This window comes from Sphaerisporangium sp. NPDC004334 (assembly GCF_053602655.1).
Window position 1 is genome coordinate 155272 of the sequence record NZ_JBSGDZ010000018.1, and the last position, 13467, is coordinate 168738.

13 protein-coding genes are annotated in these 13467 nt (G+C 73.5%); 8 read left to right on the forward strand and 5 right to left on the reverse strand.

Features of this window, described 5'->3' with window-relative positions; all coding sequences use genetic code 11:
* Positions 1–152: 152 nt before the first annotated feature.
* Complete coding sequence (locus ACWEN6_RS24305) at positions 153–2393, reverse strand: BTAD domain-containing putative transcriptional regulator (protein WP_452573013.1); 2241 nt, start codon at positions 2391–2393, stop codon at positions 153–155.
* A gap of 333 nt (positions 2394–2726) precedes the next feature.
* Here ACWEN6_RS24305 and ACWEN6_RS24310 point away from each other — a divergent pair, with 333 nt between their 5' ends.
* Positions 2727–3605 carry an alpha/beta fold hydrolase gene (locus ACWEN6_RS24310; protein ID WP_452573015.1) on the forward strand — a complete coding sequence of 293 codons (879 nt, stop codon included), beginning with the start codon at positions 2727–2729 and terminating at the stop codon, positions 3603–3605.
* Positions 3606–3668: 63 nt separating this feature from the next.
* On the opposite strand, the gene ACWEN6_RS24315 is transcribed toward ACWEN6_RS24310, so the two are convergent.
* Positions 3669–4523, reverse strand: coding sequence for an SDR family oxidoreductase (locus ACWEN6_RS24315; protein WP_452573017.1), 855 nt, complete (start codon positions 4521–4523; stop codon positions 3669–3671).
* Between the two features lie 273 nt (positions 4524–4796).
* On the opposite strand from ACWEN6_RS24315, the gene ACWEN6_RS24320 reads away from it, so the two are divergent.
* The 3 genes from ACWEN6_RS24320 (at position 4797) to ACWEN6_RS24330 (ending at position 7114) form a co-directional block, all read left to right on the forward strand.
* A complete protein-coding gene (locus tag ACWEN6_RS24320; RefSeq protein ID WP_452573019.1) occupies positions 4797–5513 on the forward strand; it encodes an ABC transporter permease in 717 nt (238 codons plus the stop codon).
* The gene (locus ACWEN6_RS24325; protein ID WP_452573021.1) at positions 5497–5643 is read left to right on the forward strand and encodes a winged helix-turn-helix domain-containing protein; all 147 of its coding nucleotides are present in this window, start codon (positions 5497–5499) and stop codon (positions 5641–5643) included. Before ACWEN6_RS24320 ends, ACWEN6_RS24325 begins: the two co-directional genes overlap by 17 nt.
* 286 nt (positions 5644–5929) lie before the next feature.
* The gene (locus tag ACWEN6_RS24330) at positions 5930–7114 is read left to right on the forward strand and encodes an AbrB family transcriptional regulator (protein WP_452573023.1); all 1185 of its coding nucleotides are present in this window, start codon (positions 5930–5932) and stop codon (positions 7112–7114) included.
* A 51-nt stretch (positions 7115–7165) separates the two neighbouring features.
* On the opposite strand, the gene ACWEN6_RS24335 is transcribed toward ACWEN6_RS24330, so the two are convergent.
* A complete protein-coding gene (locus tag ACWEN6_RS24335) occupies positions 7166–7879 on the reverse strand; it encodes a FadR/GntR family transcriptional regulator (protein WP_452573025.1) in 714 nt (237 codons plus the stop codon).
* A 206-nt stretch (positions 7880–8085) separates the two neighbouring features.
* On the opposite strand from ACWEN6_RS24335, the gene ACWEN6_RS24340 reads away from it, so the two are divergent.
* The 4 genes from ACWEN6_RS24340 to ACWEN6_RS24355 all read left to right on the forward strand — a co-directional run bounded on the left by ACWEN6_RS24340 (position 8086) and on the right by ACWEN6_RS24355 (position 11858).
* On the forward strand, positions 8086–8625 hold the full coding sequence (locus ACWEN6_RS24340) for a gluconokinase (RefSeq protein WP_452573126.1): 540 nt from the start codon (positions 8086–8088) through the stop codon (positions 8623–8625).
* Positions 8622–10001 carry a GntP family permease gene (locus ACWEN6_RS24345; protein WP_452573027.1) on the forward strand — a complete coding sequence of 460 codons (1380 nt, stop codon included), beginning with the start codon at positions 8622–8624 and terminating at the stop codon, positions 9999–10001. Before ACWEN6_RS24340 ends, ACWEN6_RS24345 begins: the two co-directional genes overlap by 4 nt.
* 207 nt (positions 10002–10208) lie before the next feature.
* A complete protein-coding gene (locus ACWEN6_RS24350) occupies positions 10209–10691 on the forward strand; it encodes a cation:proton antiporter regulatory subunit (protein WP_452573029.1) in 483 nt (160 codons plus the stop codon).
* A gap of 6 nt (positions 10692–10697) precedes the next feature.
* On the forward strand, positions 10698–11858 hold the full coding sequence (locus tag ACWEN6_RS24355; protein WP_354926361.1) for a cation:proton antiporter: 1161 nt from the start codon (positions 10698–10700) through the stop codon (positions 11856–11858).
* 40 nt (positions 11859–11898) lie between these two features.
* Here the strand turns inward: ACWEN6_RS24355 and ACWEN6_RS24360 are convergent, their stop codons facing one another.
* On the reverse strand, positions 11899–13134 hold the full coding sequence (locus ACWEN6_RS24360; RefSeq protein WP_452573031.1) for an RNA polymerase sigma factor: 1236 nt from the start codon (positions 13132–13134) through the stop codon (positions 11899–11901).
* Positions 13131–13454, reverse strand: a complete 324-nt coding sequence (locus tag ACWEN6_RS24365) for a YciI family protein (RefSeq protein WP_452573033.1) — start codon at positions 13452–13454, stop codon at positions 13131–13133. Before ACWEN6_RS24365 ends, ACWEN6_RS24360 begins: the two co-directional genes overlap by 4 nt.
* Positions 13455–13467 lie beyond the last annotated feature (13 nt).

The following is a 13467-nucleotide window of genomic DNA, read 5'->3' on the forward strand; positions in this document are numbered from 1 at the left end:
CTGGAGCCGGCGGCACATCCGCTCCCGTTCGAGTTCGGCGCCGGGTGGTTCCAGCGCTTCCGGTGAAGGACGCAGGGCTCGGGTCGGCCGGCGCGGCATGTGGCGGCGCGCACGGTGCTTTCGTCGGTCTCGGCGAGAGAGGCGTGGCAGGTTCACCCCGTTCGGTCAGGGTGATGGTGGGGGCGGCGGGCATCGTGCGCCAGGGCGGTGGTCAGGTCGGCGAGGTGCCCGGAGACCGGGCCCAGGGTGAGCAGCCCGCTGCCCGCGCCGGCCGACTCGGCCGCCGCCGGGGTGAGCTCGGCGATGGCGCGGCGCATCAACGGCCGATCATCCACGGCGGCGGCCGCGCGTGCGGCCAGGCACCACAGGGCCTCGAACAGCAGGTCGCGGGGCGGGTCGGGCATCTCGCGCAACGCCGCGGCGGCCTCCTGGCCCCGGCCCTCGGCCACCAGGACCACCGGACGGGCCCAGGGAGCGTACGGGCCCCAGCCGGCGCGTTCGCCGGCGGCCACAGGCGGCAGCCCATGTCGCACGCGCAGGCACAGAAGCGCCAACGGCAGCAGTCCCCGCTCCAGCCCCGGCATCCCCGCGCCCTCCAGCCGGGTGGCGGCCCGCAGGTAGGCCGCCTCCACCTCGGCCACCGGCGCCTGCCCGGTCACATCCAGCCGCAGCGCCCGGTACCACTCGGTGAACACGCCCAGCAGCGGCAGTTCGTGGCGTTCGGCCAGGCGGTCCGCGGCGCGAGCGTGGGCGTCGGCCGCCGCGAAGTCGGCGAGCGCGCACCGGGCCTGCAGGCGGATGAGGTGCCCGAGCACCTCGTAGGTGACCAGGCCGTGCCGGGCCGCCAGGGTGACCAGTTCGGCGCCGATCTCGTCGCGGCGCGGTGCCAGCCCGGCACGCGCGAAACTCTGCATGAACGCGCCGTTGAGCGCGAAGGCCAGCAGGGCGGGATCGTCCATACGGCGGGCGATCTGCTCGGCCTGGCGCGCGGCCTCGGGGCCCCGCGCCGCGCGGGTGCCGCGTGACTCCAGCGCGATCGTGGCCAGCAGACGGGCCCGGGCCGCCTCGTGCGCTCCTTGCGGCAGGGCGGCCAGTGTGCGCTCGGCCGCCGCCACGACCCGCGCCGCCTGCGGCGGGTCGTCCAGACGGGTCCAGATGGCCGGGACGTCGTAGGCGCCTATGACCCGGGCGGTCAGCTCGGGGTCGCCCAGTTCCTCCGCCGCCGTCACGGCGGCCACCCGGTGCCTGCGGGCGGCCTGGAGGCCGCCGCCTCCGGTGACCGCGAGGCTGCGCAGCAGGCTCACCGTCGACTCCAGGCGGGCCCGGGCGCCGGAGGGCACAGCGCGGTCGTACACCGCGGCCGTCCGCGCCCACACCTCCGCCGCCGAACCGGACACTCCCGGGGGATCGGGCGGCTCGGCCGGACCGGCGGCACCAACGGCCGCCCCGTCGGTCATCGCATCGGTCATCGCGATCGCATCGGACGCCGCGTCAGGTGCCGCATGGAGGACCGGATCGGTGATCGCCGCAGGCGCCGCGCCGGGGACCGCGTCGAAGGGCTCGTCCGGGGCCGAGGGCGGCTCTTGCGGCGAACCGGGCGCTGGAGGCCGCGCCACGTTCAAGGCAGGTGGTGCGGGAGTGAGGTGGTCGGCCTGGTGGAGGATGTCGGCTTCGAGCCGGCGGAGCGCGGGGCCCGGGTCCACGCCGAGTTGCTCGACCAGCAGTGTGCGTGCCCGCCGTAGGACGGCCAGGGCGTCGCCTTGCCGGCCGGCGCGGTACAGCGCCAGGGCCAGCAGGCGCCAGGCGTCCTCGCGCCAGGGGTGCTCGGTCACGTGGGCGTCCAGATCGGGCACCGCCGCGGCGGCCGGCCCCAGCGCCAGGCGGGTCTCGGCCTGGCGTTCCACGGCGTGCAGCCGCAGCTCGGCCAGGCGGGCACGCTCGGCGCGGGCCCAGTGCTCGGCGGTGAAGTCGGCGTAGGCGGGGCCACGCCACCAGCCGAGCGCCTCCTCCAGCCGGACGAGAGCCTGCGTGGGGGGCAGCGTGGCGGCGGCGGCCACCGCCTGTTCGAAGCGCCAGGCGTCCACCGAACCGGGATCGGCGCGCAGCGCGTACCCCGGGCCCTCGGTGACCAGCAGGCGGGAGGGCGCGCGGGGCGGGCGTTCGGGCTCAAGGGCGCGGCGCAACGCGGCGACGAACGTGCGCACGGCGCCGACCGCGCCCGCGGGCGGGTCCTCCCACAGGTCGTCGACCAGATGGGTGACCGGGACGACGCGGCGGCGGGCGACGACCAGCCGGGCCAGCACCGCGCGGTGCCGGGGACCCTTCAGGGCGATCGCGGACCCAGCGCCGTCCCAGGCCGTCACCGGCCCGAGCACCCCGAACACGACCCGCACCTGCCGACCGTCCTTCCTTGGACATCCACCTGGCCTGGAATCTCCCGTCCTTCCAGGCGTCCGGCCCCCTCCGGGGTGTCGCCCCCTGGCCACGGTAGCGCGCTGACCGGATGCTCATCCGGGCCCGGCACGCTGGTCAGTGCCGGTCCCCCGGGGTGCGATCAGCCGAACGGGGTCCATCCCTCCGCGGATCGACCGGCACCCGTTCCACCCGGCGGCGGCCATCGCCCTCGCAGGCCGATCGGCAGCGGGCCGATCGGCGGCTGCCGCGTGGACACGGCGTCCACCGCTCACCCCGACCGGCACCGGTCGTCAACAGAGAAGGGCTCGATCATGGCCCCTGTCATCTCCGGTTTCGACTGCCAGCGCGTCCCCGTCGCCGACGGCGTCCATCTCAACGTCGCCGTCGGCGGCTCGGGCAGTCCTGTCGTGCTGCTGCACGGCTTCCCGCAGACCCATCTGATGTGGCGGCACGTCGCCGCCGACCTGGCGGCCGGGCACACCGTGATCTGTCCCGACCTGCGAGGTTACGGCGCCAGCGACAAGCCCGCCGAGACCGGCCCGGCCGTCTACGCCAAGCGCACCATGGCCGCCGACATCGTCGCCCTGGCCCGCGCGCTCGGTCACGAGCGTTTCGCGCTGGCCGGGCACGACCGCGGGGCGTTGGTCGCCTTCCGCGCCGGGCTCGACCACCCTCAGGCGATCACGCACCTGGCCTGCCTGGACGTGCTGCCGACCTTGGACATGTGGGAGGCGATGCACGGCGTCGGCGCCGCCGTCGGCTTCCACCTCTATCTGATGTCCCAGCCGCCCGGCCTGCCGGAGCGGATGATCGCCGGTGCCGCGGACGCGTTCTTCGGCCACTTTCTCGACATCTGGGCCGGCGACCCGGGGGCGATCCCGGCCGAGGTCCGCGCGGCCTACCTGGAGGCGTCCCGGGGCGCCGTCGACTCGATCGTGGCCGACTACCGCGCCTCCGCCGGCATCGATGTCGTCCATGACCAGGCCGATCGGGACGCCGGTCGCCGGCTGGGGATGCCGGTCGCCGTGCTTCAGCAGGACTGGGGGGCCGCGCTGGGGTTCGACGCGGCGGCCCTGTGGAGCGCCTGGGCCGCCGACCTGCGGCACAGCACGGTCGGCTGGGGCCACTTCATGGCCGAGGAGGCCCCCGCCGGCGTCGCCGGGGCGCTGCGCGATCTGCTGTCGCGCTGACCGGCGGGACCGGTTCGCGCGCGCGGCGGCGAGGACGGGGGCGGGACGGCGGTGCCCGGCCGGTCAGCCGGTGAAGTCGGCCACGTGGTCGCCCACCCAGGTGGCGAAGGTGCGAGGGGTGTGGCCGGTGAGCCGTTCGACGGCGTCGGTGAGGGGGACGGGACGGCCGTCGTAGGAGCGCCAGAAGTTGACCAGGGCGTCGGCGTAGGGGCCGGGGATGTGCTCGGACATCTCACGCTTCCACTCTTGGGGACTGACGTGCGCGATCGTGGCGGACCGGCCGGTGATCGCGCCGATCATGTCGAGTTGCCGGCGGAAGGTGAGCGACTGCGGGCCGGTCAGGTGGAAGTGCCCGCCCCGGTGGCGCGGGTCGGTGAGCACCGTGCGGGCGGCCTCGGCCAGGTCGCGTTCGTGCAGAGGGTCGGTGTGGGCGTCGGGGTAGGGCAGGCTGACCGGGCGGCCGGCCCTGATGGGCCAGGACCACGCGGCGGCGTTGGAGGCGAACGAGCCCGGGCGCAGGAGCGTGGTGGCGATCGGCGCGGCCAGCAGGGCGGTCTCCACGTCCAGGTGCGCCCTCGCCAGCGGGTCGCCGGCGGCGCCCGCTCCGAGGACCGACGCGGAGGACAGCAGGACGATGTGCTGGACGCCGGCGGTGACGGCGGCGTCGACGAACTCGCCGATGCGGGCGGCCTCGGCGTACAGGAAGACCGCGCCGACGCCGGACAGTGCGGCGGGGAAGGTGGCCGGATCCCGCAGGTCGCAGGCGACGGCCGGGACTCCGGCGGGGACCCGCAGCCGTTCGGGGGCGCGGGAGGCGACGCGCACGGGGTGCCCGCCGGCGTGCAGCAGGGCCAGCAGGTGGGTGGCGACCGCGCCGCGGCCGCCGGTGAGAAGGATCGTGGAGGTGTTCTCGGACATGACGAAGCACGCTCTCTCGTGAGAGATCAGACGGCCCGTCAAAGGGAGCCGCCGTGCCGGCCGGATGTCCCGACACGCCCGCGAACGGGCGCCGCACCTTACGCGGCAGAACCTACCACGCCCCGCCCCTCGCCACCCGGGGCCGGCCCGGCGGCCGCCTGTGCATGCGGGAGGTGCTCTCTGGGTCAAGGTGCTGTGGGCACCGCCGCGGCGGTCGCCGAGGTGGTGGACCACGGCACACTACCTGCTGTGCGTTCCTCTGCGTTGATCTCTGTGACCCCTCTCCTGCCGGTGGTTCTGATCGCCCTGGTCGTGACGGGCGCCCTGGCGGCCTGGCTCGGCCGGCTCGGACATGGACGAGCGGTCCTCACCGCCTGCCTGCGGGCGGCCGCCCAACTCGGCGCGGTATCGGTGCTGATCGCCTGGGTGGTCGCCTCCTTCACGGCCGCGGTGGGGTTCGTCGTGCTCATGTATGGCGTGGCCGCATTCACCGCGGGCCAGCGCATCACTCGCGGCCGGAAGGCATGGTGGGCGGCGGTGCCGATCGCGGCGGGCGCCGCGCCGGTGCTGTCGATGCTCGCCGCGAGCGGGACGATCTCCATGGACGGCATCGTGGTGATCCCGATCGCGGGGATCGTGCTGGGTGGCTGTCTGACCGCTACCTCCCTCGCCGGACGCCGAGCCGTGGAGGAGCTGGTCCAGCGAAGGGGAGAAGTGGAGGCGGCGCTGGCGCTGGGCTTCCTCCCCAGGGAGGCGGCGGTGGAGATCTGCCGCCCGGCGGCGGCCCAGGCGCTGCTACCCGCGCTGGATCAGACCCGGACTGTGGGGCTGGTCACTCTTCCTGGCGCCTTCGTGGGGGTGCTGCTCGGTGGGGCGAGCCCGGTCGAGGCCGGAGTCGTGCAACTCGTTGTCCTGGTGGCTCTGCTGGCCGCCGAGGCGGTGGCGATCCTGGTGACGACCGAGATGGTCGCGCGTGGGTGCTTTACGTGAGCCACCCGCCTCTCGCGTCCTCGCCAACACCCTCGACTCCTACCTGGTGCGCATCCGCCGAAAACTCGCCGAAATCGGACAACCCTCGGCGATCGTCACGGTCCGCGGCGTGGGCTACACGGCCACGTGATCCGCCGCAAACTGATCGCTGCGGCGACCGTCACCCTCGCCGTGGCGCTGCTGACTCTGACGGCGCGACGGTGGCCTGGTCGAACTGCGCCTCCCCGCCGCCTGACCGTCTGTACGCGTCCTCCTTGCGGATCCGTGCGGCGACGGCCACCTGGTTTCAGGCGCGCATCGACCGCCGAAGCGCACGACGATCCTGACGGCGACCGGACACGATGGACGGCCGGAGAGCCGGCTCCGCGGCGATCGCGTGGCGTGACGGATTGACTACCGTAAGTAGTATCGCTGCCATGGGAACGGTTCTCGGCATTCTGAGCCGCCGATCCGGCGCTCGTCTTCAGTGGCGCTGGGTCGGCTGGCTGGGGCTCATTCTCGGCGCGTGCGCCGCCGGGGAGGTGGCCGAGCCGATACTGCCCGCGCCTCATCTGCTGGTCCCGTTGCTGGCCGGGCTGGCTCTGGCCGTCAGCGGGCTCACCGCCGACCAGGTTCCCGGCCGTCTCAACCGCGGCTGCCAAGCCGTCCTCGGGGTACTGATGGGCGGCTATCTCGACCCCCACACCGCACCTCAGGCCGCGGCCGAGGTCCTTCCGCTGGCCGCTGTCACCATGGTCACCATCGGGCTCAGCCTGGCCGCCGCCGCGATCATGGCGCGTACGGGCCGCATCGACCGCGCGAGCGCGACTCTCGGCATGGTCGCCGGCGGCTCGGCCGCAGTGATCTCCAGCGCGGCCGACTTCGACGCCGATCCGCGGATCGTCGCATTCCTGCAGTATCTGCGCGTCGCTCTGGTCGCCACCACCGCCCCTGTCCTGGTGCACTGGTTGCTCGCCCCCCACCCGGCGGCAGGCACCGCCGCAGTGGCCCATCCGTCGGCCTGGAGCCTGGTCACCGGCAATGATCAAGGCATCGGGCTGGTTCTGCTGGCCGCCGTCGCACTCACCGGCACCCTGACCGGCCGCGGCCTTCGCCTGCCGAGCCCCGCCCTGCTCGGCCCGATGCTTTTGACCGCCGCCATCACCGCCAGCGGCGCCCTCAGCGGTTTCACCCCGACCGGCCCTCTGCGAACCGCTGTGTTCACCATTGTCGGCCTGGACATCGGCCTGCGATTCACCCGTCCCACCCTGGCACACATGCGGCGCCTGCTGCCGCTGGCCTTGGCCTGCACCATGTCGATCATGGCGGTCTGCGCCGTTCTGGCCTGGCTGCTCTCGGTGATGGCACACATCCCCTTCACCGACGCCTACCTCGCCACCACCCCCGGCGGCATCAACGCCGTCCTCACCACCGCCGCCGCCACCCACGCCGACGTCTCCCTGATCTCGGGCGTGCAGAGCCTGCGGCTGTTCGCCATGGTCCTGCTCGCGCCCCTGTTCATCCGCCTGACCATCTCTCGGCCGCCCCGCCCCGGGCCCACCACCGGACATCGGCATGCCGGTAACCGACGGACCGGTGGATCCGGTCATCCCACCGGCTGAAGTCAGGGGCCGGTCGAAGATCCAAGCGCGACGCGGCGGGTGTGACTCCCCTCAGGCGGGTGGGGCGGCGAGCATGGCGTGGGTGGCCTCTTCGACGATCTGGCGCATGAACCGCTCGGCGGTGGCGGCGTCGCCCGCCTGCACCGCCTGGGCGACCTCGGCGTGCCGGCGGATCGCCGCCGGCTCGGGGTGGGCGGGCATCAGGTGGTGGTGGGTGCGGCCGGCGAGCACCTCGGCGACCACGTCGGCGAGGGCCGCGAGCATCTCGTTGCCGCAGGCCTCCAGCAGGGTGCGGTGGAACAGGATGTCGGCCCGCAGGTAGGACTCCAGGTCGCCGGACCTGCCGTGCACGGCCATGCTCATGACCGCGCCGGTGAGCAGCCCGCACTGCTCGGGGGTGGCGTTGCGGGCGGCCAGCGCGGCGGCCAGCGGTTCGACGCCGCGGCGCAGCTCGCCCAGGGAGCGCAGCTGCCCGTCGCGGTCGCCGCCGGACAGCCGCCAGCGGATGATGCGCGGGTCGAACAGGTTCCAGCGGGCGCGCGGGGCGACGGTGACCCCGACGCGGCGCCGGCTGGACACAAGGCCCATCGACTCCAGCACCCGGATGGCCTCGCGGACCACCGATCGGGAGACCCCGAAGCGGTGTTCGAGCTGCTCGATGCGCAGCACGTGGCCGGCGGGGAGCGCGCCGGAGGTGATCTGGACGCCGAGGCCGTCCAGGACGCTGCCGTGCAGACCGCTATTGGTCTGGTCTTTGGCTCCCACGGCCGCCAATCCTCCCATGGGAAGGCCTCTGGGCCGCACCACCGCCAGTAAAGTATGACTAATTAGCACGTGACTCTTGATAAAGGATGATTATTCGTGACAGGCTGTGCGACAGCCCGTTCGAGAGGCCCGTCATGAACCCCACAGATCCTCCGCCCCCGACTTCCCCCGGCCCCGCGGCGCAAACCCCGCCGCTGCTGGTCGTCATGGGGGTCACCGGCTCGGGCAAGACGACCGTCGGCGCCGCGCTGGCCCAGCGCCTGCGGGTGCCGTTCGCCGACGCCGACGACTTCCACAGCCCCGCCAGCATCGCCAAGATGTCGGCGGGCATCCCGTTGGACGACGACGACCGGCTGCCCTGGCTGCGCTCGATCGGCGCCTGGCTGGCCGCGCACGCCGCCGGCGGCGGCGTGGTGAGCTGCTCGGCGCTCAAGCGCTCCTACCGCGACGTGCTTCGCGAGGCGGCGCCGCAGGTCTGCTTCGTCCACCTGGCCGGAGACCAGCAGGTCGTGAGCCGGCGGGTGGCCGGGCGGCCCGGGCACTTCATGCCCGCCTCCCTGGTCGCCTCCCAGTTCGCGACCCTGGAGCCGCTGCGGCCCGACGAGCACGGTGTCGTGCTCGACCTGACCCACGACGTCGACCGGCTCGTGGAGGACTACCTCGCCGCCGCCTCCCCCGGCGGCGCGCCACCGCCCGCCGATCCCGCCGATCCCGGTGGTGCCGCGGGCCGCGGAGAACGGTCATGAACGCCACGCTGCTCGCGCTGGCCCCCGCCGGCGGCGCCGCGGTGCCGGCCGGGCGCCTGCTGCCGGCCGCGCTGATCGGCATCGCCGTGATCGTGCTGCTGATCACGCGCTTCAAGCTGCACCCGTTCCTCAGCCTGACCATCGGCTCGCTGGTCGTGGGCGCCGTCGCCGGCCTCGCCATGTCGGATGTGATCACCAGTTTCACCGACGGCTTCGGCAGCACGGCGGCCGGCGTCGGCACGCTGATCGCGCTGGGGGCGATGTTCGGCCGGCTGCTGGCCGACTCCGGCGGCGCCGACGAGATCGTCGACACCATCGTCGGCCGCTCCAGCCCCCGCACCCTGCCCTGGGCGATGGCGGCGGTGGGCGCCATCATCGGCCTGCCGATGTTCTTCGAGATCGGGCTCGTGCTGCTGATGCCGGTGATCTTCCTGGTGTCGCGCCGCTCGGGCCTGCCGCTGATCAGGGTCGGCATCCCGGCCCTTGCCGGACTGTCGGTGATGCACGGCCTGGTGCCGCCGCACCCGGGGCCGCTGGTCGCCATCGACGCGCTCAAGGCCGACCTCGGCCTGACCCTGGGTCTCGGCGTGCTGGTCGCCCTGCCCACCGTGGCCATCGCCGGCCCGCTGCTGGCCCGCTACGCCTCCCGCTGGGTGCAGGTGCCGGCGCCGGAGCTGTACGACGCGCGGGAGCAGGAGCCGTCCGCGCGGCGGCCCTCGTTCGGGGTGACCGTGGCCACCGTGCTGCTGCCGGTGGTGCTGATGATGGGCAAGGCCGTCGCCGACCTGCTGGCCGCCAAGGGCACCGCGGTACGCACCGCGCTGGACTTTTTGGGCACGCCGCTGGTCGCGTTGCTCATCGCGGTCATCGTGGCGATCTTCACGCTGGGGCGCGGCGGCGCCATGGACCGCAAGGCGATCACCGCGTCGCTGGAGGCCTCGCTGCCGCCGATCGCCGGCATCCTGCTCATCGTCGCGGCCGGTGGCGGGTTCAAGCAGACGCTGGTCGACACCGGCATCGGCAAGCTGGTGGCCGACTGGGTGCAGCACAGCGGCCTTTCGGTGCTGCTGCTGGCCTGGCTGGTCGCGGTGCTGATCCGCCTTGCCACCGGGTCGGCGACGGTGGCGACCGTCACCGCCTCGGGCATCCTGGCCCCGCTGGTCACCACGCTGGGCGCCGGGCAGACCTCGCTGCTGGTGCTGGCGATCGGGGCGGGGTCGCTGTTCTTCTCCCACGTCAACGACGCCGGATTCTGGCTGGTGAAGGAGTACTTCGGGCTGAGCGTCGGCCAGAACCTCAAGACCTGGTCGGCGATGGAGACGGTGATCTCGGTGGTCGGCCTGCTGCTGGTGCTGGCCCTGGACCTGGTCGTGTGACCGCGGCGTCGCCGGCCCCCCGCGTCCGCGGCGAGGGGGGGACGGCGGCCGTCGCGCCCGGGCGGTGCGGGGGCGGCGAGCGCCGCTCGGGTGGGCCCGGCACCTGCTAGCCTCACAGGCGTTCGCCTCCTTTTATGAACATTCGTCCTGTTCGTAGAGGGGCGGATCGTAGTCAGGTGACGGACGGCTGATAGGGGCGAGAAGCCGGTGGAGATCGAGCAGACCGCACTCCCGGGGATAGGGCTCAAACACGAGTTCACCACCCAGCACGGCCGCAGGATCGCGGTGGTGTCCCACCGCGGCGGCCGCCGGGATCTGGTCATCTACGACCGGCACGACCCCGACCGGGCGTGTGAGGCCATCCAGCTCAACGACGAGGAGGCCGACGCCCTGGTCGAGCTGCTCGGCGCCCCGCGCATCGTCCAGCGGCTCAACGCCCTGCACCGCGAGGTCGAAGGGCTGGTCAGCGTCCAGCTTCCCCTGGCCGAGGACTCCCCCTACGCGGGACGGCCGATGGGACAGGCGCGCGTGCGCACCCGCACCGGCGCCTCCATCGTGGCGGTCGTGCGGGGCGGGCAGGTGCACACCAGCCCCACCCCCGACTTCCCGCTCGCCGGCGGCGACGTGGTCGTCGTCGTCGGAGACCTGGAGAGCACCGCCGCCGTCGCCGACATCCTCGCCGGCGGATAGGCCGGCGTGCACACCGCGAGCCTTTTCATCGAACTCGGCGGCACCGTACTTGTCCTCGGCGTGCTCGGCGCCCTTGCGCTGCGCGCCGGCATCTCCCCCATTCCGCTGTACCTTCTGGCCGGGCTGGCGTTCGGCCAGGGCGGCATCCTGCCCCTGGCCACCAGCGAGGACTTCATCGCCGTCGGCGCCGAGATCGGCGTGGTCCTGCTACTGCTCACCCTCGGCCTTGAGTACAACGCCGACGAGCTGATGGCCAGCCTGCGCGGCAACGCCCGCGGCGGGCTGTTCGACCTGGTGCTCAACGCCGCCCCGGGCGCGGTGGTCGCGCTGCTGCTGGGCTGGGGCCCGGTGGCGGCCGTGGCGATGGCCGGGGTCACCTACGCCACCTCCTCGGGCATCACCGCCAAAGTGCTGTCCGACCTCGGCTGGATCGGCAACCGGGAGACCCCCGTGGTGCTGTCGCTGCTGGTGTTCGAGGATCTGACGATGGCGTTGTACCTGCCGGTGCTGACCGCCATCCTGGCCGGGGTGAGCCTGGCCGCCGGCGCGGTCACCGTGGCGATCGCCCTGGGCACGGCCGGGGTGGTGCTGCTGGTGGCCCTGCGCTTCGGCCGTCTCATCGAGACCTTCGTCGCCAGCCCCAACTCCGAGGTACTGCTGCTGAAGGTGATGGGCCTGGCGCTGCTGGTCGCCGGCGTCGCCCAGCAGCTCCAGGTGTCGGCGGCGGTCGGGGCGTTCCTGGTCGGAATCGCGCTGTCGGGCGAGCTGGCCCACGAGGCGCGGGCGCTGCTGATCCCGCTGCGCGACCTGTTCGCCGCGGTGTTCTTCGTGTTCTTCGGGCTGCAGACCGACCCGGCGGCGATCTGGCCGATGGCCGGGCTGGCGGCCCTGCTGGCCGTGGTCAGCATGGCCACCAAGCTGGCCACCGGCGCCTACGCCGCCCGGCGGGCCGGCGTCGCCAGGGCCGGGCAGGCCCGGGCCGGGATCGCGCTGATCCCGCGCGGGGAGTTCAACATCGTCATCGCCGGCCTTGCGGTGGCGGCCGGCGCCCACCGCGACCTCGGGCCGCTGGCGGCCGGGTACGTGCTCATCCTGGCGGCCTTCGGCCCGCTGGCCGCGCGCCTGCTCCAGCCCCTCATCAGCGCCATCGCCCGCCGCGCCGCCTGAACACCCGCCGCTGCGCGCGCGGGGTTCTCCGGCGCGGGCGCTACCGCAGTTGGGCGCGGCGGCGGGTGAGGTAGGCGATCTCGCCGGTGTTGCCGGCCAGCTCGATGGCGCGGTCGTAGGCCTTGCGTGACTGGTGGCTTCGGCCGAGCCGGCGTAGCAGGTCGGCGCGGGTGGCGTGGTAGGCGTGGTAGTCGGCCAGCGCCTCGGCGAGGCGGTCGACGATGGCCAGCGCCACCTCCGGCCCGTCGAGCTCGGCCACGGCGATGGCCCGGTTGAGGGCGACGATCGGCGAGGGGTCGAGGCGGGCGAGCTGGTCGTAGAGGGCCAGGACCTGCGACCAGTCGGTGTCGCGGATGTCGCGGGCGGAGGTGTGCACCGCGTTGATCGCCGCGAGGATCTGATAGCGACCCGGAGCCGCCCCGGCCGCAGCGGCGACCAGGCGCTCGCGCACCAGCCGGTGACCCTCGGCGATCAGCGCCGCGTCCCAGGCTCCGCGGTCCTGCTCGTGAAGGGCGACCAGTTCGCCGCCGGCCGAGACCCGGGCGGGGCGGCGGGCCTCGGTGAGCAGCATCAGCGCCAGCAGCCCGGCCACTTCCCCGTCCTGCGGCAGCAGCGCGCGGATCAGGCGGGTGAGCCGGATCGCCTCGGTGGTCAGGTCGTGTCGCAGGGGATCGGTGTCAGGGCCGCTGGCCAGGTAGCCCTCGTTGAAGACGAGGAACAGCACGGCCAGGACGCCGGAGACACGCGCCGGCAGGTCGTCGGCGGACGGCATCCGGTAGGGGATGCCGGCCGCCTTGATCTTGGCCTTCGCGCGGGTGATGCGCTGTTCCATGGTGGCCGGCCGCACCAGGAAGGCACGGGCGATCTCGGGCACGGTGAGACCGCCGACCATGCGCAGCGTCAACGCCACCCGCGCTTCCACCGCCAGCGCCGGGTGACAGCAGGTGAAGATCAGCCGGAGCCGGTCGTCGTCGATGGCGCCAAGCGGCTCGGGTGGGATGTCGTCGTGCAGCATCTGAGCCTCCTTGTGCTTGTCGCCGCGTTTGTTCTCCCGCCGGATCCGGTCGATGGCCTTGCGGTTGGCGGTGGTGGTCAGCCACGCCCCCGGGTTGGGTGGCGGGCCGTCGGCCCGCCACCGCTCGACGGCGGTGGTGAACGCCTCGGCCGCCGCCTCCTCGGCGATGTCGAGGTCGCCGAAGCGCCTGGTCAAAGCGGCCACCACCCGCGCCCACTCGTCGTGGTGGGCCCGGGTCATCACCTCGTCGACGTCGCTCACTGGAACGGCCGAACCTCGATCTTGCGGTCGCAGACCTTCGAGGCTTCGGCGGCGAGCTTGAGCGCCACATCCAGATCGGGGGCCTCCCACACCCACACGCCGGCGAGGTACTCCTTGGACTCAAGGAAAGGCCCGTCGCTGAACACCGCCTGCTCGCCCCGGCTGTCGACGACCGTGGCCGCGTCCGGGTCGGCGAGTCCGCCCGAGAAGACCCAGTAGCCCTCGGTGATCAGTCGTTCGTTGAACGCGCTGATGGCCGGCTGCCTGTCGGTGCTGCCCGGATCGCTCTTGTCGTCGATCACGGAAACCAGGTATCGCATCTGAGGGTCATCT